Annotated in this window: 18 protein-coding genes; 8 read left to right on the forward strand and 10 right to left on the reverse strand. The window is 69.9% G+C overall.

The genetic code is table 11. The annotated features are described in order from the left end of the window. Nucleotides 1-40: 40 nt before the first annotated feature. The 5 genes from ACFULQ_RS30195 to ACFULQ_RS30215 all read right to left on the reverse strand — a co-directional run bounded on the left by ACFULQ_RS30195 (nt 41) and on the right by ACFULQ_RS30215 (nt 5,943). Entirely contained in the window at nt 41-1,657 is a 1,617-nt protein-coding gene (locus tag ACFULQ_RS30195) for an alpha/beta hydrolase (RefSeq protein ID WP_383549915.1), read from the reverse strand. Between the two features lie 86 nt (nt 1,658-1,743). Then, entirely contained in the window at nt 1,744-2,424 is a 681-nt protein-coding gene (locus ACFULQ_RS30200; protein ID WP_383549918.1) for a Type 1 glutamine amidotransferase-like domain-containing protein, read from the reverse strand. A gap of 84 nt (nt 2,425-2,508) precedes the next feature. Further along, nucleotides 2,509-4,032 carry a cellulase family glycosylhydrolase gene (locus tag ACFULQ_RS30205; protein WP_383549920.1) on the reverse strand — a complete coding sequence of 508 codons (1,524 nt, stop codon included), beginning with the start codon at nt 4,030-4,032 and terminating at the stop codon, nt 2,509-2,511. A gap of 130 nt (nt 4,033-4,162) precedes the next feature. Next, a complete protein-coding gene (locus ACFULQ_RS30210; RefSeq protein ID WP_383549922.1) occupies nt 4,163-4,978 on the reverse strand; it encodes an ABC transporter permease in 816 nt (271 codons plus the stop codon). Further along, entirely contained in the window at nt 4,975-5,943 is a 969-nt protein-coding gene (locus tag ACFULQ_RS30215; protein ID WP_383549925.1) for an ATP-binding cassette domain-containing protein, read from the reverse strand. Before ACFULQ_RS30215 ends, ACFULQ_RS30210 begins: the two co-directional genes overlap by 4 nt. A gap of 109 nt (nt 5,944-6,052) precedes the next feature. On the opposite strand from ACFULQ_RS30215, the gene ACFULQ_RS30220 reads away from it, so the two are divergent. Beyond that, complete coding sequence (locus ACFULQ_RS30220; RefSeq protein ID WP_383549928.1) at nt 6,053-6,829, forward strand: TetR/AcrR family transcriptional regulator; 777 nt, start codon at nt 6,053-6,055, stop codon at nt 6,827-6,829. A gap of 741 nt (nt 6,830-7,570) precedes the next feature. Here ACFULQ_RS30220 and ACFULQ_RS30225 read toward each other — a convergent pair. Further along, nucleotides 7,571-8,572: a WD40 repeat domain-containing protein gene (locus ACFULQ_RS30225; RefSeq protein WP_383549931.1), complete on the reverse strand. Its 1,002-nt coding sequence runs from the start codon at nt 8,570-8,572 to the stop codon at nt 7,571-7,573. 111 nt (nt 8,573-8,683) lie between these two features. Here ACFULQ_RS30225 and ACFULQ_RS30230 point away from each other — a divergent pair, with 111 nt between their 5' ends. The 4 genes from ACFULQ_RS30230 to ACFULQ_RS30245 all read left to right on the forward strand — a co-directional run bounded on the left by ACFULQ_RS30230 (nt 8,684) and on the right by ACFULQ_RS30245 (nt 11,806). Beyond that, nucleotides 8,684-9,364 (forward strand): GDSL-type esterase/lipase family protein, encoded by a 681-nt coding sequence (locus ACFULQ_RS30230; RefSeq protein ID WP_383549934.1) that lies wholly within the window; start codon nt 8,684-8,686, stop codon nt 9,362-9,364. A gap of 145 nt (nt 9,365-9,509) precedes the next feature. Next, complete coding sequence (locus ACFULQ_RS30235; protein ID WP_383549936.1) at nt 9,510-10,094, forward strand: Uma2 family endonuclease; 585 nt, start codon at nt 9,510-9,512, stop codon at nt 10,092-10,094. Nucleotides 10,095-10,111: 17 nt separating this feature from the next. Next, on the forward strand, nt 10,112-10,741 hold the full coding sequence (locus tag ACFULQ_RS30240; RefSeq protein WP_383549939.1) for a 1,4-alpha-glucan branching protein: 630 nt from the start codon (nt 10,112-10,114) through the stop codon (nt 10,739-10,741). A 72-nt stretch (nt 10,742-10,813) separates the two neighbouring features. Then, nucleotides 10,814-11,806, forward strand: a complete 993-nt coding sequence (locus ACFULQ_RS30245) for an aldo/keto reductase (RefSeq protein ID WP_383549942.1) — start codon at nt 10,814-10,816, stop codon at nt 11,804-11,806. A gap of 199 nt (nt 11,807-12,005) precedes the next feature. Here the strand turns inward: ACFULQ_RS30245 and thpR are convergent, their stop codons facing one another. After that, the gene (thpR, locus tag ACFULQ_RS30250) at nt 12,006-12,575 is read right to left on the reverse strand and encodes an RNA 2',3'-cyclic phosphodiesterase (protein ID WP_383549945.1); all 570 of its coding nucleotides are present in this window, start codon (nt 12,573-12,575) and stop codon (nt 12,006-12,008) included. 26 nt (nt 12,576-12,601) lie between these two features. On the opposite strand from thpR, the gene ACFULQ_RS30255 reads away from it, so the two are divergent. Next, complete coding sequence (locus ACFULQ_RS30255; RefSeq protein WP_383549948.1) at nt 12,602-13,132, forward strand: GNAT family N-acetyltransferase; 531 nt, start codon at nt 12,602-12,604, stop codon at nt 13,130-13,132. 23 nt (nt 13,133-13,155) lie between these two features. Here ACFULQ_RS30255 and ACFULQ_RS30260 read toward each other — a convergent pair whose 3' ends face one another. Beyond that, entirely contained in the window at nt 13,156-14,514 is a 1,359-nt protein-coding gene (locus ACFULQ_RS30260) for an MFS transporter (protein WP_383549951.1), read from the reverse strand. 25 nt (nt 14,515-14,539) lie between these two features. After that, nucleotides 14,540-14,977 (reverse strand): MarR family transcriptional regulator, encoded by a 438-nt coding sequence (locus ACFULQ_RS30265; RefSeq protein WP_330266122.1) that lies wholly within the window; start codon nt 14,975-14,977, stop codon nt 14,540-14,542. A gap of 150 nt (nt 14,978-15,127) precedes the next feature. Here ACFULQ_RS30265 and ACFULQ_RS30270 point away from each other — a divergent pair, with 150 nt between their 5' ends. Beyond that, nucleotides 15,128-15,310 carry a ribbon-helix-helix protein, CopG family gene (locus ACFULQ_RS30270; RefSeq protein ID WP_383549954.1) on the forward strand — a complete coding sequence of 61 codons (183 nt, stop codon included), beginning with the start codon at nt 15,128-15,130 and terminating at the stop codon, nt 15,308-15,310. A 37-nt stretch (nt 15,311-15,347) separates the two neighbouring features. Here ACFULQ_RS30270 and ACFULQ_RS30275 read toward each other — a convergent pair whose 3' ends face one another. Then, entirely contained in the window at nt 15,348-16,742 is a 1,395-nt protein-coding gene (locus ACFULQ_RS30275; protein ID WP_383549956.1) for an NCS2 family permease, read from the reverse strand. Between the two features lie 111 nt (nt 16,743-16,853). Here ACFULQ_RS30275 and ACFULQ_RS30280 point away from each other — a divergent pair, with 111 nt between their 5' ends. Then, entirely contained in the window at nt 16,854-17,117 is a 264-nt protein-coding gene (locus tag ACFULQ_RS30280; protein ID WP_381299659.1) for a DUF2530 domain-containing protein, read from the forward strand. Nucleotides 17,118-17,161: the final 44 nt, after the last annotated feature.

Raw genomic sequence — 17,161 nt, forward strand, 5'->3', positions numbered from 1 at the left:
GGCGAACACCGGGCGCCCCTCGTCGTCCTTCAGCTCATGATCAGCCGCGGGAGCCGAGCAGCTGGTGCAGCTCGTCGCCGCCGGTGACCGCGCCGGACGGCGTGGCGGTGCCGGTCAGGGCCGAGGCCGTGGCCCGCTGGGCCGCCGCCGGCTTCGGGTCGGGGAGCTTCTTGCAGACCGCGTCGGCGGTGCCGTGTCCGCGCGGGACCGTGCCGTCGGTCAGGTACTTGGCGAGGTACTTGTCGAGGCAGGCGTTGCCGCTCAGGGTGATGCCGTGGTTGCCGCCGCCCTGCTCCACGACCAGGCTGGAGTGCTTGAGCAGACGGTGGACGGTGACACCGCCCTGGTAGGGGGTGGCCGCGTCGTCGGTCGCCTGGAAGAGGAGCGCCGGCGGGATCTTGGAGTTGGCGACGTTCACCGGCTTCAGCGTCTTCGTGGGCCAGAACGCGCACGGCGCGTTGTACCAGGCGTTGCTCCAGGCCATGAAGGGAGCCTTCTTGTACACGGCCCAGTTGTCCTTCTGCCACTGCTTCCAGTCGCGCGGCCAGGAGGCGTCACGGCACTGCACGGCGGTGTAGATGCTGTAGCCGTTGTCACCGGAGGCGTCGATCGCGGCGAGGCTCTCGTACGTCTCGACCAGCGGGGTGGCGTTCTTGTCGTTCACGTACGCGGCGAACGCCGTGGCCAGGTCGGGCCAGTAGCCGTTGTAGTAGCCGCCCGGGATGAAGGTGTCCTCCAGCTCGGCCGCGCCGACCTTGCCGCCGGCCGGCTTCTTCGCCAACTCGGCCTGCATCGCGTACCACTTGGCCTCGATCTTGGCCGGGTCGGTGCCGAGCTTGTACGTGGAGTCGTACTTGGCGATCCATGCCATCAGCGCCTTCTGGCGGGCGTCGAAGGCGTAGTCCTGCGAGATGTTGGCGTCGTACCAGACCCCGTCGGGGTCGACGATCGAGTCGAGCACCAGCCGGCGCACATGGGTCGGGAAGAGCTTCGCGTAGACCTGGCCCAGGTAGGTGCCGTACGAGTAACCGAAGTAGTTGATCTTCTTCGCGCCGAGGGACGTGCGGATCGAGTCCATGTCCTTCACGGCGTTGATCGTGTTGATGTACGGCAGCACGCTCGCGTACTTGCGGCCGCAGGCGGCGGCGAAGGACTTGGCGCGCTCCAGGTTGGCCTTCTCGATGGCGGGCGTGCTCGGGACGCTCGCGGGGCGCACCGGGTTGAAGTAGCCCGGCTTGCAGTCGAGGGCGGGCGTGCTCTTGCCGACGCCGCGCGGGTCGAAGCCGATGACGTCGTACTGGGCCGCGACCGCCTTGGGCAGGCTCCCGGCGACGAAGCCGGCGAGGGTCAGACCGCTGCCGCCGGGGCCGCCCGGGTTGACCAGCAGCGGGCCCTGGTACTTCTTCGCGGTGTGCGGCACCCGGGACAGGGCCAGGGTGATCTGGCGCCCCTTCGGGTGGGCGTAGTCGAGCGGGACCTTCACCGAACCGCACTGGAGGGTCGGGTAGTTCTCGGTGCCGCACTTCTTCCAGCTGACCTTTGCCGCCGCCTGAGCGGTGGCCGCGGTGAGGGTGGTACCGGCCTCGGCCGGGACGGCCGTGAGGGCCCCCGCCAGGACGACGGTCGCACCGCACAGCACAACAGCGCTTCTTCTCATGAGAGCGCATCCTGTCGAAGAAACGCTCGACTATGAAACGTCTGAGCGAAATATTTGAAACTCCTTTGGTCCGGCGACACTTGGGTTCACTGCTGTGACGGTCGGCCGAACACCCTCCAGCGCCCCTCGGAGACCACCTCCACGACCCCGTCCACCACCGTGACGGCGGTCTGCTCGTCGATCGCGTACGCCGGGTGCCCGATCCCGGCCGCCCACCGCTCCGCCTCGGCCGCGCTGCTCTCGGGACAGGCCGGATGGTCCAGGTGCGGGAAGATCGAGAAGTCGACCAGACCCAGTCCGCGGTCACCGCCGGTGGGCGGCTTCCAGCCCACGAAGTGCTCCCCGATGCGAGGGGTCACCGCCATGCTCCCGGCGCTCAACCCGACATAGACCGTGCCGGTCAGCGAGGGCAGGAGCTCGGCCAGCCCGGACTCCCGCATCCAGTGGCACAGGTACAGCGCGTCACCGCCGTTGACCAGCAGGACGTCCGCCTCCTGGACCCAGGAGACCCAGTGCGCCTTCTCGATGCTGGGCAGCGCGGTGAGTTCCAGCACGCCCACCGACCTCCAGCCCAACCCGGTCATGGGGCACGGGGACTGTCCGCTGACGAATCGCCACGGTCCGGCCGGGTCGGCGTCGGGGGCGCCGTACCCCGCGGTGGGGATGCACAGGGCGTCGGCCTGGTCGATCGGCTTGCCCAGGAGGTCGACGAGCGCCCTCTCGATGCTCTCGTTCTTGACGCCGGAGTCGGTGAGGAGAAGCTTCATGGTGCCCTTCCGGAGCAATCGCAGGGGGTGAGGTTCCCGGGCCGGGGGCGCCCGATACCCGCCGGGCGCCCCCGATCCCGTTCCTCACGCAGCTGTGCAGCTCACGTTAGGCACACCCCCGCCCCCCGGCGCGCCCCCGAACCCGAAGCTCGTCGAACCGCCCACCGGGACCGAGCCGTTGTGGGCGGCGTTCGTCGCCGTCACGGTCGGGCCGGTCTGGGTGTACGACGCGTTCCACATGGAGCTGACCTTCTGCGTGCCCGGCCAGGTCCAGGTCACCTTCCACGAACCCAGGGCGACGGAACCGGAGTTGGTCACCTTCACCTCGGCGTTGAAGCCGCTCCCCCAGTCGCTGCTGACCGAATAGGACGCGGTGCAGGCCGCCGTGCCGCCGCCGGGGTCACCGGGGCCGCCCGGGCCACCTGGGCCGCCGCCCGACGGGAAGCCCGGCGCCTTCACGCTCGCCAGATACCCGTCCTTCACGGTGTCCACCGACTGCCAGTCGTCCTTCAGGATCCCGCCCGTGTCACCGGAGTTGGGGTTCCACGACCAGAAGGTCCAGTGGAAGGAGTCGGCGCCGTACGTCGAGGTCGGACGGAGGTACGACACCAGGGCCGCCAGCCATTTCTGGTCCACGGTCGAGGCCAGCGTCGTGCCGAACTCGCCCACCCACACCGGCGCGATGTTCTGCTTGAAGATGTAGCCCCAGTACTTGTCCCAGATCCCCGGCATGTTGGCCGGGAACGACGGATCGCTGAACCAGCTCTGCTGGGCCACGCTCGTCGCGTAGTCGTGGGCCGAGTACACGACCCGGTTGGCCACGCTCAGCTGCACCGGGTACTGCGCGACCCCCATCAGGTTGCCGCCCCACCAGCCCGAGACGCCGTTGAAGGTCTGCACGCCCTCGACGAAGATCAACAGGTTGGGATTGACCCCGAGCACCGCGTTCCCGGCCCGCTGGGCCGCGAGACGCCAGTCCGTGGCGGTGTCCCCGCAACCCCAACAGGCGGGGTCATGGGGCTCGTTGTGCAGATCGATGCCCACGACCGTGTCCTGGCCCTGGTAACGCGTCGCCAGCGCACGGAGGTTGGCGATCCACGTGGACTCCGGCACCGCGGCCGTGTACCAGAGCGCCGACTGGCCGGCGGAGTCCGGGCGATGCCGGTCGAGGATGACCTTGAGGCCGCCCTGACCGGCGTACGACACGATCCTGTCGAGCACTCCGAGGGAGGTGAGTCCCTGGAGGTCGGCGTTCCTGCCGCCGGAGAAGTCGATGCTGTTGGGGACGGTGCCCGGCTTGAGGATGTCGTCGCTGTACGGGACGCGGATCGTGTTGTAGCCCAGCGACTTCATCTGGTCGATCATGGACTTGTAGTCGCGGGACCAGAGGCCGTGCACCACGCGGTTGGAGGTCTCGAAGCCGAACCAGTTGATCCCCGCGATCCGGACCGGCTGCCCGGACGCGTCCAGGATCTGGCGGCCGCTGGTGTGCCAGTACCCGGCACCGGCGTCGGCCTTCGTCTCGGCGGCGTGTGCTGTCTGCGCTCCGACCAGGAGCGGTAACAGAAGGACCGCCGCGCACAGCGCTCTTCGCAAGCTGCGGAACATGTCGCTGCTTCCTCTCGAAGGGGACGCGGGCCCGGAACGGGTGGGAGCGCTCCCACCGCCCTGCACCTCCCATGGAAGTCAGGTCACATGAACACGTCAAGACATCCGGCATCCCCTCCTGCGCGGGACTTCACCTGCTCAGCTTCTGGAACCTCCGTACCGCCAGCGGGAGGAAGATCGCCGTCAGCACCACCGGCCACACCCCGGCCATCAGCAGCGCGTGCTGCTCGACCCAGGAGTCCCCGCCGCCGACCGGCGTCCCGAACAGGTCCCGGGTGGCCGCCGCCGTGGACGAGATCGGGTTCCACGCGGCCACCGCGCCCAGCCAGTCGGGCATCAGCTGCGGTGCGACGAAGATGCTGGAGATCATCGTGAGGGGGAACGCGACCGCGAACAGGCCGCCCGCCGCCTCCGGGTTGGGGACCATGAGCCCCAGCCACACCCCGATCCAGATCAGCGCGAACCGCAGCCACAGCAGCAGTCCGAAGGCGGCCAGGAAACCCAACCCGCCGTCGGGACGCCAGCCCATCGCCACGGCGGTCAGCATCATGATCGCCAACTCCGCGCAGGCGACGAGGAGATCGGTCACCCCGCGCCCCGCGACCACCGCGGAGGAGGCCATCGGCATCGAGCGGAACCGGTCGATCACGCCCTTCGTGGCGTCGTACACCACGAGGGTCGCGGTGTTGATGAAGCCGAAGGCCATGGTCATCACGAACATGCCCGGCATCAGGAAGTCCTTGTAGTCCCCGCCGCCGGGCACCTGCATGGCGCTGCCGAAGACATAGCCGTAGAGCAGGACGGAGAGGATCGGGAAGCCCAACTGCCAAGCGATGTTGATGGGTTGGCGCTGGTAGTGGGTCAGGCCGCGGCGGACGATGTTCCACACGTCCGCGAGCAGCCAGTAGGTCCGGCCGCCCTTCGGGGTCATGTCGACGGCGGTCATGCGGCCTGCTCCTCGGTCTCGGTGCGGTGTCCGGTCAGGCGCAGGAACACGTCGTCGAGGCTCGGCCTGCGCAGTCCGATGTCCTCGACCTTCACGCCCTCGTCCTGGAGGGTGCGGGCGACCTCGGTGAGCGCGGAGACCCGGTCGAGCACCGGGGCGTGCACCCGTGACTCCCCTTCCTCCGCCTCGGGTTCGCCGTCCGAGACCCGGGCGACGACCTTCACCACGCGCGGGATGTCGGTCCGCTCGGCGACCACGACCTCGATACGGTCGCCGCCGACCCGGTCCTTGAGGCCGTCCGGGGTGTCGTCGGCGATGGCCCGGCCCTGGTCGATGACGGTGATGCGGGAGGCGAGCTTGTCGGCCTCCTCCAGGTACTGCGTGGTCAGCAGCACGGTGGTGCCGCTCGCCACCAGCGCCCTGACGGAGTCCCAGACCTCGCCGCGGCTGCGGGGGTCGAGTCCCGTGGTCGGCTCGTCGAGGAAGAGGACGGCGGGGGCGAGGATCATCGAGGCGGCGAGGTCGAGGCGGCGCCGCATGCCGCCGCTGTACTTGCCGACGCCCTTGTCGGCGGCCTCGGTGAGGTCGAACTGGTCCAGGAGTTCGGTGGCGCGGTGCCTGGCCCGCTTGCCGCCGAGGTGGAACAGCCGGCCGAACATCTCCAGGTTCTGACGGCCGGTGAGGACCTCGTCCACGGCGGCGTACTGCCCGGTGAGGCCGATCCTCGACCGGACCTCGCGCGCCTGGCTCACGACGTCCAGTCCGGCGACGCTCGCCCGGCCGCCGTCCAGCCGGACCAGCGTCGACAGGATGCGGACCGCGGTGGTCTTTCCGGCGCCGTTGGGTCCGAGCAGGCCGTGGACGGTGCCTTCGCGTACGGCGAGGTCGAAGCCGTCGAGCGCGTGCTTGTCGCCGTAGCGCTTCTCCAGGCCCTCGGCGTGGACGGCGTGTCCGTCGTCGGTCATGGGGTCCCCCTTCTCTCCTTGAACCGGGCACGACTGAGTGCAACTGGGTACACCGTACCCGATTGCGCGTACGCTGTACTCAGTTTTTCGCCGGACCTAAGCTGCATCCATGACGAGCAGCGGGGACACCAGTGGCAGCGGCGACATCGTCCGCACGCTAGAGCTGCTGTGGGAGGGCGGCCCGCGGCCCAGCCGGGGGCCGAAGCCGGGGCTGACGCTGGACCGGATCGTGGAAGCGGCGGTCCGGATCGCGGACGAGGAGGGGCTCGACGCGGTCTCGATGCGCCGGATCGCCACCGAGCTCGGCACCGGTGCGATGTCTCTCTACCGGTACGTCCCCGGCAAGGCCGAGCTGCTCGACCTGATGCTCGACCGCGTCCAGCGGCCCTCCGAGAACCCGGCCGATCTCGGCGACGGCGGCTGGCGCGCGGCCCTGGAGGCGATGGCCCACGCCACGCTCGCGCTCTACACCCGCCACCCCTGGCTGCTCGGCGTCAACCAGGCCCGTCCGCTGCTCGGGCCCAGCGCGCTCGACGGCATGGAGAAGATGCTCGGCCGGATCCGCCCGATGGGCCTGACCGACCCGGAGCTGGTGTCGGCGGTCATCATGGTCGACGGATACGTCATCGGGGCCGCGCGCACCCAGGTGTACCAACGGGAGGCGGAACGCACGTCGGGCATGACGACGGCGGACTTCTTCGCGGCACAGGCCCCCTTCATCGAGAAGGTCATGACCACCGGCCGCTACCCCGTCCTCGCGTCCCTCGCGGAGGACACCTGGAGCCCGACCTTCGACCACTTCGCCTTCGGACTGGCACGAATCCTGGACGGCCTGGAGGTCTTCGTGAACGCCCGCCGGGAGGCCTCGGGAGCGGCGCCGGAATAGACGCCGGGCCGGGGGCTCAGGGGCGGCGGCGCAGCCTGCGGCGGAGAACAGGCGAGCCAGGATCGGTCGTCCGGCGGCCGGGCTCGCGGACCCCGTAACGGCGGCCTGGCTTGCGGGCCCCAGAACGGCGGTTGGACGGCTGGACTCAGGAGCACCGGAACGGCGGCCCGGCGGCCGGACTCACGAGCACCGCAACGGCGGCCCGGCGGCCGGACTCACGAGCACCAGAACGGCGGCCCGGCGGCCGGACTCACGCGCGCGTGCGGTGCATCGCCCGGAAACCCGGGCACGCGCGGAGCCACAGCAGCCCGCCCCGCCGAGGGCTCAGGAACTCCGGAACAGCCATCCGACGGCAGGACTCACCAGAACCACAACAGCCCGTCCTGCCAGGGACACCAGTCCCGGAACGGCGGCCCGGTGGCCGAGCTCGCGTGCCCCCGGGACGGCGGCCCGGTGGCCGGGCTTGCGCGCCCCCGGGACAACCTGCCCGGCCAAGGACACGCCAGCCCCGGGACAACCTGCCCGGTCCAGGACCCACTAGCCCCGGGACAGCCCGCCCGGCCGAGGACACGCCAACCGCGGAGCAACCGCCCGGACCAGAACCCACCAGCGCCGGGGACAGCCGGCCCGGCCCCAGGACCCACGAGCCCCGGAGCGGCCGCCCGGCCAAGGACACGCCAGCCCCGGAACACCCGCCCGACCAAGCACCACCAACCCCGGAACACCCGCCCGCCGCCCGGCTCACGGCCGTCGGAACAGTCTCCTGAGGCCGAACAGTGCTGCTACGGCCACCACCGCGAGGGCGCCGATCTTGATCGTGTTGGTGGAGGTGCCGGTGTCGTCGCTCCCGGAGGCTGTCGAACTTCCGCCGCCCGAAGGGGAGTCGGAACCGGAGTCGCCGGGGGCGTCCTGGGCCTCCACCTCGCTGTTGGCGCCCTCCATGCCGAGCAGCAGCTTGGTGCCGTCGGGTGAGTAGGAGATCGACTCCCCCTGGCCGAGCGGCACGCTGAGCCGGCCCCGCTTCTTGAGGTCGCCGTCGTTCCAGTCGTACCAGAGGCCGCCGAAGTACCCGCGGACGGCGAGCTGTCGGCCGTCCGGCGAGAACGCGGCGTCGGTGGCCCACAGGTCGATCGACCGGACCGGTTTGAAGAGGTTCGTCCCCGAAGGGGAGAGGGTGGCGGGCCCTTCGTACAGGTGGCCGCCGTCCTCCTGCTTGTCGATGATGTAGACGCGCCCGGTCCTGGGATGGACGACCATCGACTCGGCGTCGCGCGATCCGTCCGAGTACTTCACGACGTACTGCGTGGCCTTGACGGTCTGGTCCTTGAGGTCCTTCGGCTCGGGGAGCCGGTAGATCCAGACATACGGCCAGGTGACCCCGTCGTTGTCGCCGATGTCGCCGACCCAGATCTGGTTGTCGGGCCCGATCGCGATGGCCTCGACGTCCCTCGGGGTGCCCACGCCGGTCATGGTGATCCGGGCGACCGTCCTGCCGGTGGCGCTGTCGACGGCGTACAGATACGCGCCGGTGTCCTGGTCGTTGTGGGTCCAGTAGATCCCCGGGTGCTGCCGGGACGCGGCGAGGCCGCTGGACTCGGTGATCCGGGGGTCGGAGATGGTGAACCCCTTGTCACCCTTGCCGTCCGCGTCGGCGGCAAGGGCGTGCCCGGCGGCGGGCAGGGTGAGCAGGCTGAACCCACCCACGAGCAGGGCCCCGGCGAGCAGGGCGGACGGTCGGCGCATGCCACCAAGCCTGCCATCCCGCTGCGCGAAGCCGCGGCGCGTGGGAATCTTCACAGCCCCGAGATCCCCAAGATCTGCTACCCGCCGGTAAGAATCACCGATGATGAGCGCATGCTGCGATTCATGTCCGTCGGTGACTCCATGACCATCGGCAGCGCCGGCGAACACACGTGGCGCTACCGCCTGTGGCAGCACCTGCGCGACACCTACGGCGGCCCCTTCGCGCTCGTGGGCCCGCGCGAGACGCTGTACGACAAGGCGACGGACACCCCCACGTCGTACGAGTACGCCGATCCGGACTTCCCCCGCGCCCACCTCGCCGGCTGGGGCGAGGGCTGGCTGCACATGGCCCCCCTGATCGGCGAGGAGGTGCGCGCGCACCGGGCGGACGTCCTCCTCGTCTCCCTCGGCCTGATCGACCTCGGCTTCTACACCAACGCCGAGCAGACCGCCGAGAACGTGGCCCGGTTCGTGGCGGCGGCGCGGGAGGCCAACCCGCGGGTCGCCCTGGTGCTGCTGCCGGTGATCCCGAACGTCCGCGCCGCGTCCGACGCGCCCTTCGCCGCCCAGGTCGCCCTCTTCAACGACCTCCTCGCGAAGACCGCCTCCGACCTGGACGAACCCCGCTCGCCGCTGCTGCTGGCGTCGCCGCCGGCGTCGTACGACATCAACCACGACACCTACGACGGGACGCACCCGAACACGAGCGGCGAGCACAAGATCGCGGCGGCCTTCGCGGACGCGATGCACCAGGCGTGGGATCTGGGCGAGCCGTACGAGGCGGCCGGCTGAGGGAACACCCCTGCGCGGCAAGGCCGTTGGAGGCGCCGCCCGGTCCCGGCCGGGAAGCGCGGTGAGCTCGTGTCCTGGTCACCGTGCGTATCGTTGTACTGCGCGGCAGCGCTCTTTCGTGGGGCAGCCGGGGAGGAGCGCCACGATGACCGTCCTTGAAGACAGGATCGAGATGGCCGAGGAAGACGACGAGCTGACTCTGGACCGCCTGTTCGAGTCGCTTGAGCGGACCACCCCCGAGGGTTACAAGGTCGAGATCGTCGAGGGGGCCATCTTCATGTCGCCGCAGCGGGACGCTCACTGGGAGATCATCGCCGACATCTTCGAGCAACTGCGCACCAAGTACCCGCGCAGGCGCGTGAAGTCCGATGTCCGCATCGACTACCCCGGTCACCTCAACGGTTTCGCCACCGACGTGACCCTCGTGGCCGAGGACGCCGAGAAGGACGAGAAGGGCCTCTGGCACTGCCAGGACGTCGAGTTCGTCGCCGAGGTCATCTCGAAGAGCACGGCCCAGAACGACTACGGCCCCAAGAAGACCGCCTACGCCCTCGCCGAGGTCCCCGTCTACCTCGTCGCCGACCCCTACCAGGGCAAGTGCCACCTGTACACCCAGCCCAAGGACGGGGACTACCTCACCGAGACGACGGTCGTCTTCGGTACGGATGTCGACCTCACCGTGACGGACCTCGGCCTCACCCTCAAGACCGATGAGTTCCCCCGCGACTGACTGACAGAATCCGCCGTATGGCGATCATCCACCACACCACACTCAAGCCCACCAAGCTCGAACTGCTCACCACCTGGCTGCCCACCCGCCCGTGGTACGCCGGTTCCGGCGCACCGGAGTTGGCCAAGGCCGGCGGGTTCCGGCTCGACGACCCGGAGGGCGAGGTCGGGATCGAGTTCATGGTGGCGCTCGACACCTCCGGCCCCGAACCCGTCGCCTACCACGTCCCCCTCACCTACCGCGCCGCCCCGCTCCCCGGCGCGGACCACGCCCTCGTCGGCACCATGGAACACGGCGTCCTGGGCCCCCGCTGGGCCTACGACGGCGTCCACGACCCCGTTCTGCGCACCGAACTCCTCGCCCTGTTCGAGGGCCGCGCCCAGGCCATGGCCCAGAGCATCAGCGACACCCCCGACCACGAGGTCGCCCACTCCGCCACCGGCCCCGCCCTGCCCACCGGCCCCGCCGAGATCGCCGAGGACCGGGACGGCACCGACCTCACCCTCCCGGACGGCACGGTCCTCCACGTCCACCGCACCCTGTCGCCCACGGCCCCCGAGGGAGTGTCCGGCCAGGTCTCCGCACCCTGGAACGCCCCGGACGGCACCCGCGTGCGCTCGGTGTTCGCGAGCCTGCGCACTCCCTGAGAACCCTCCCGCCGTCACCGCCGGCTCCATGCCCTTGCCTAGAGCGCACTCCACGCCGTTGGCTAGGGGGTCATGAAGTACACGCAGCTCGGACGCACCGGACTCAAGGTCAGCCGACTCGTCCTCGGCACCATGAACTTCGGCCCGCAGACCGACGAGCCCGACTCCCACGGGATCATGGACTCGGCCCTCGACGCGGGCATCAACTACTTCGACACCGCCAACGTGTACGGCTGGGGCGAGAACAAGGGCCGTACCGAGGAGATCATCGGCAACTGGTTCGCGAAGAGCGCCGCCAACCGCGACCGGACCGTCCTCGCCACCAAGGTCTACGGCAACATGGCCGCGGACGGTGACGCCTGGCCGAACCACGACAAGCTCTCCGCCCTCAACATCCGGCGCGCGGTCGACGCCTCGCTCAAGCGCCTTCAGACCGACTACATCGACATCTACCAGTTCCACCACGTCGACCGCGCCACCCCCTTCGAGGAGATCTGGCAGGCGATCGACACCCTGGTCCAGCAGGGCAAGATCCTATACGTCGGCTCGTCCAACTTCCCCGGCTACAAGATCGCCCAGGCCAACGAGATCGCCGCCCGGCGGGGCGGCACCATCGGCCTGGTCAGCGAGCAGTGCCTCTACAACCTGGCCGAGCGGCGCGCCGAGATGGAGGTCATCCCGGCCTCCCAGGAGTACGGCCTCGGCGTGATCCCCTGGTCGCCGCTGCACGGCGGTCTGCTGGGCGGGGTCATCAAGAAGGAGGTCGAGGGCGGCCGCCGCGCCTCGGGCCGAGCCGCCGACACCCTCAAGGACCCGGCCAAGCGCGCCCAGATCCAGTCCTACGAGGACCTCCTGGAGAAGCACGGCCTGGAGCCCGGCGAGGCGGCCCTGGCCTGGCTGCTGACCCGCCCCGGCATCACGGGCCCGATCGTCGGCCCGCGCACCGCGCAGCAGCTGGAGTCGGCGATCAGGGCGGTGGACCTGGAGCTGTCCGAGGAGATCCTGGCAGGCCTGGACGAGATCTTCCCGGGTCCGGGCCCGTCGCCTGAGGCGTTCGCCTGGTAGCGCCCCGTCAGGGGCGCGGGGCGGAGTCGATTTGGGGCTCCGCCCCGCGGGCGCGACCAGCCACGACGGGCGCGCGGCCCGACGACTGGCCGCAGTTCCCCTACCTACCGAGCGCCGCAGCCAACGCCACAACGACGAACATCATCACGAGCACACCGGCCATGATCCGGTTACGGGTCTTCGGGTCCACGCATCGAGCCTAACCGCCCGCACCGAGCGCCCAGCGCCCGACCACCTCGTACCGGGGCTGCTCGCCCGCCACCCCCGACGTCGGCAGATTGCTCCGCACCAGCGCCAGCTCGTCGACGGTCCAGGTGCGGCTCGTGTACCCGTCCAGCACCGAGAGATACGGCCGCACATCCACCGCCTCCCGACTCCGCGCCACGGTCAGGTGAGCCCGGTAGCGCCGGTGGTCCCCCTCCACTCCCGCCTTGCGCCCCGCCGCCTCCGCCCGCTCGGCGAGCAACCGCAACTCCGCCAGACCGCCGGAGGCCCCCGCCCACAGCGCCCGCCCGTGCCCGAACTGCCCACCCCCGCGCACGGCCAGCGGAAAACGCGGGGTCCGGCGAGCCGCCCGCTCCAGCCGCACCGACAGGTCCGCCACGAGGAGGTCGTCGACCTCGCCGTAGAAGGCGAGCGTGAAGTGCCACCCCGGGACCCCGGTCCAGCGCAGCGAGGACGCTCCGGGCAGCTTCCTCAACTCGGCCACTTTCAGCGCGAGTTCGTCGGACACGTCCTGCGGCGGCAGCACCGCGGCGAAGAGTCTCATGAGGGCCAGCCTGCCACCATGGGCGCATGGAGATCACCATCAGAGACGGCGGCCCCGACGACATACCCGTGATCCTCGGCATGCTCGACAGCTGTGTGGAGTGGCTGGTCGGGCAGGGGCGTCCCGGCCAGTGGGGCACCAAGCCGCTGTCGCAGAGCCCGGGAACGGTGGAATCCGTCGCCCGGTACATCGACGAGGGCAGCGTCTTCATCGCCGAGGCCGACGGCGTACCGGCCGCGACCCTCACCCTCACCGACGCGCCCGGCGCCTACCTCGCGCATCTCCCGCCGCCCGGCGAGCCCGAGCGGTACATCCACTGGCTCGCCTCCGACCGCCGCTTCAAGGGGCACGGCATCGGCAGCGCCCTGCTCGCGCACGCCGCCGAGCAGACCCGGCGCGCGGGCGTAGCCCTGCTGCGGGTCGACTGCTACGCGGGCGACGACCGAGGGCTGGTCGCCTACTACGAGGCCAACGGCTTCGCCCCGACGCAGACGTACTCCGCCGGGGCGAACGGTGACTGGCCGGGTCAGGTCCTGGCCATGCGCGTGCTGCCGTAGAGCGGCGCGGACCGCCGGAGGCGTCAGGCCGCCGCGGCCAACTGCTCCTGCACCTCACGCGGGACGAACCGGACGTGCGGGTGGCCGCGGTTCCAGCCCACCGACAGGCGCAGGTTGCCGACCCTGGCCAGGACCAGGCCGACCGTCACCGCGGCCGCCGCGGCGATCGCGCCGCCCACCGCGAGGCCGGCGCGGACGCCGTACGCGTCGGTGACCCAGCCGGCGATCGGGGCGCCGACGGGCGAGCCGCCCATGAACACCATCATGTAGAGGGACATCACCCGGCCCCGCATGGCCGGGTCGGTGCCCATCTGGACGGAGGTGTTGCCGGTGACGTTGACCGTCATGCCGAACATCCCGATCGGGACCATCAGCAGGGCGAACAGCCACAGCGAGGGGGCGATCGCGGCCACCATCTCCAGCGTGCCGAAGGCGATCGCACCCACCACCAGCACCCGCATCTTGGCGGTGCCGCGCCGGGCCGCGAGCAGGGCGCCGACCAGCGAGCCGACCGCCATCAGCGTGTTGAAGAGGCTGTAGGAGCCGGCGCCCGCGTGGAAGACGTCGTCGGCGAAGGCCGAGAGGTAGACGGGGAAGTTGAAGCCGAAGGTGGAGACGAAGCCGACCAGGACGATGGTCCAGATCAGGTCGGGCCGCCCGGCCACGTAGTGCAGGCCCTCCCGCAGCTGCCCCTTGCCGCGCGGGGCGCGCTCGACGACGTGCAGCTCACGCGAGCGCATCAGCATCAGGCCGACGAGCGGGGCGATGAAGGACAGGCCGTTGAAGAGGAACGCCCAGCCGGTGCCGACGCCGGTGATCATGACGCCCGCGACCGCGGGGCCGACCAGCCGGGCCGACTGGAAGTTCGCGGAGTTCATGCTGACCGCGTTCTGGAGCTGGTCGGGGCCGACCATCTCGGAGACGAAGGTCTGCCGGGCCGGGTTGTCGACGACGGTCGCGAGACCCACGGCGAACGCGGCGAGGTAGACGTGCCAGACCTGGACCTGGCCGGTCAGGGTGAGGACGGCGAGCGCGATACCGGTGGCGCCCATCGCGGACTGCGTGAACAGCAGCGCGCGGCGCTTGGGCAGCCGGTCGACGAGGACACCGCCGTAGAGGCCGAAGAGCAGCATCGGCAGGAACTGAAGGGCGGTCGTGACGCCGACGGCGGTGGCGGAGCCGGTGAGGCTGAGCACCAGCCAGTCCTGGGCGATGCGCTGCATCCAGGTGCCGATGTTGGAGACGACCTGGCCGACGAAGAACAGGCGGTAGTTCCTGACCTTCAACGAGCTGAACATCGAGGACTTGCGGGTCCGGGGGGCGGGTGGGGTGTCGGGGGTGGTCGGTGCGGGTGCGGAGTCTGCTCCGGGTCCCGTACTCAAAGTGCGTTCGCCTCCTCTTTACGGCTTACAGGTGTGCGAGCTTCTCCAGCACGGGGGCGGCTTCGCGCAGTTTCGCCCACTCGTCCTCGTCGAGGCCGTCGACCAGGGTGGCCAGGAAGGCGTTCCGCTTGGCGCGGGACTCCGCGAGCATGGCCTCGGCCTGCTCGGTCTTGGTGACGACCTTCTGGCGCCGGTCCTCGGGGTGCGGCTCCAGCCGGACGAGTCCCTTGGCCTCCAGCAGTGCCACGATGCGGGTCATCGACGGCGGCTGGACGTGTTCCTTGCGGGCGAGCTCGCCCGGGGTGGCCTTGCCGCAGATCGAGAGGGTGCCCAGCACCGACATCTCGGTGGGGCTCAGCGACTCGTCGACCCGCTGGTGCTTGAGCCGACGGGACAGTCGCATCACGGCGGAGCGAAGAGCGTTCACGGCGGCAGCGTCGTCGCCATGGGTGAGGTCCGGCATCTCTTTAGCGTAACTCATTACTCTGGCTAAACAAGCTGGCGTGCGCGAGGATTCCCGTGACTCCGGCCACGGAAACCCGATCTTCACCCGTACGAGTGAGTCGACAGCGGAAAGTGAACGCCGCTCCCCGTCGGCGGCGACCCTCGTGCCATGGGGACCAGTGTGCTCAGCCTGCGGATAGACGGGGAGCTGCTCGACCGGCTCCGGGACCGTGCGGCCAAAAGGGGAATGAGCGTCCAGGACTATGTGATCCGGACGCTCATTCGAGACGACTTCGACGAGCGGTTCCAGACCGCCGTCGACGAGACCGAGAAGTTCTACGGGGTGACGTGAGAGCCGGTGATGCGAGAGCCGGTGACGTGAGGGCCGGTCACGTCAGGCCCAGCGCCGGCATCAGGTAGTAGAAGCCGAAGACCGCGGCCACGACATACATCGGAACCGGCACCTCCCGGCCCCGTCCGGCCGCCAGGCGCAGCACCACGAAGGTGATGAAGCCCATGCCGATGCCGTTGGTGATCGAGTAGGTGAACGGCATCATCACCATGGTGACGAAGGCCGGGATCGCGATGGTCCAGTCGGCCCAGTCGATGTCCGTGACCGAGTTCGCCAGGATCATGAAGCCCACCGCGAGCAGCGCGGGGGTCGCGGCCTGGGACGGGACCATGGTGGCGATCGGCGTCAGGAAGAGGGCCACGGCGAACAGACCGCCGGTGACCACGTTCGCGAGGCCCGTGCGGGCGCCCTCACCGACACCGGCCGTGGACTCGACGAAGGCCGTCGTCGCCGACGACGAGCTCGCACCGCCCGCCGCGACCGCGAGACCGTCCACGAACAGCACCTTGTTGATGCCGGGCATCTGACCCTGGGCGTCGGTGAGCTTGGCCTCGTCGGAGACGCCCATGATCGTGCCCATCGCGTCGAAGAAGCACGACAGCAGGACCGTGAAGACGAACAGGATGCCGGTCAGCACGCCCACGTGGGAGAAGCCGCCGAAGAGGCTGACCTTGCCGATCAGGCCGAAGTCGGGGGTGGCGACCGGGTTGCCGGGCCACTTCGGGGTCGTCAGGCCCCAGCTCGGCACCTTGGCGACGGCCTCGATGATCACCGCGAGGACCGTCATCGTGACGATCGAGATGAGGATCGCGCCGGAGACCTTGCGGACGATCAGCGCCAGGGTCAGCAGGACGCCCAGGATGAAGACCAGCACCGGCCAGCCGTTGAGGTGGCCGTCGGCGCCGAGCTGGAGCGGGACGGTGGTCTGGGCGGCGTCCGGGATGCGGGTGACGAAGCCGGAGTCCACGAGCCCGATCAGCATGATGAACAGGCCGATACCGATGGAGATCGCCTTGCGCAGGCCGAAGGGCACCGCGTTCATCACGCGCTCACGCAGACCGGTGGCGACCAGGAGCATCACGATGAAGCCCGCGAGGACCACCATGCCCATCGCGTCCGGCCAGGACATGCGGGGCGCGAGCTGGAGCGCGACGACGGAGTTCACGCCGAGGCCGGCGGCCAGCGCGATCGGGACGTTGCCGATCACGCCCATGAGGAGCGTGGTGAAGGCGGCAGTCACGGCGGTCGCGGTGACCAGCTGGCCGTTGTCCAGCTGGTGGCCGTACATGTCCTTGGCGCTGCCGAGGATGATCGGGTTCAGCACGATGATGTAGGCCATCGCGAAGAACGTGGCGAAGCCGCCCCGGATCTCCCGCGGCAGGGTGCTGCCCCGTTCGGAGATCCTGAAGTAGCGGTCGAGGGCGGTCGGCATTGGATGTTCCTACGAGCAGAAGTGGACAGACACAAACCGTTTCAGTATGAACGTATGAGGTCGGTGGGGCCATCTCCGCGCGTAGATGTGATCGCCTCGTAAGCTGTCCCCATGGCCAAATGGACACCCACGCACGAGGCACCGGAGCCCCTGGAAGGCCCCGTGGTCGCCACCATCACCGGCGGCACGATCCTGTGGTTCGTCCTCTTCCTGGTCCAGCTCCCCTTCTACGGCTGGTTCGACGACCACGGTCACACCTGGTGGCTGTGGACCTGCCTGGCCGGGGGCGGGCTCGGGCTCTACGGGATCTACTTCGTGCGCAGGAGGGACGCGGCGATCAAGCGGGCGGCGGCCGCCGACCCTGCTGCCGAGTGACGAGCGTCCCCTAGTACCAGGGGATCATCCGCACGGCCCGGTCT

Origin of the sequence: Streptomyces sp. NPDC057253 (assembly GCF_042669125.1) — a bacterium.
GTDB lineage: Bacteria > Actinomycetota > Actinomycetes > Streptomycetales > Streptomycetaceae > Streptomyces.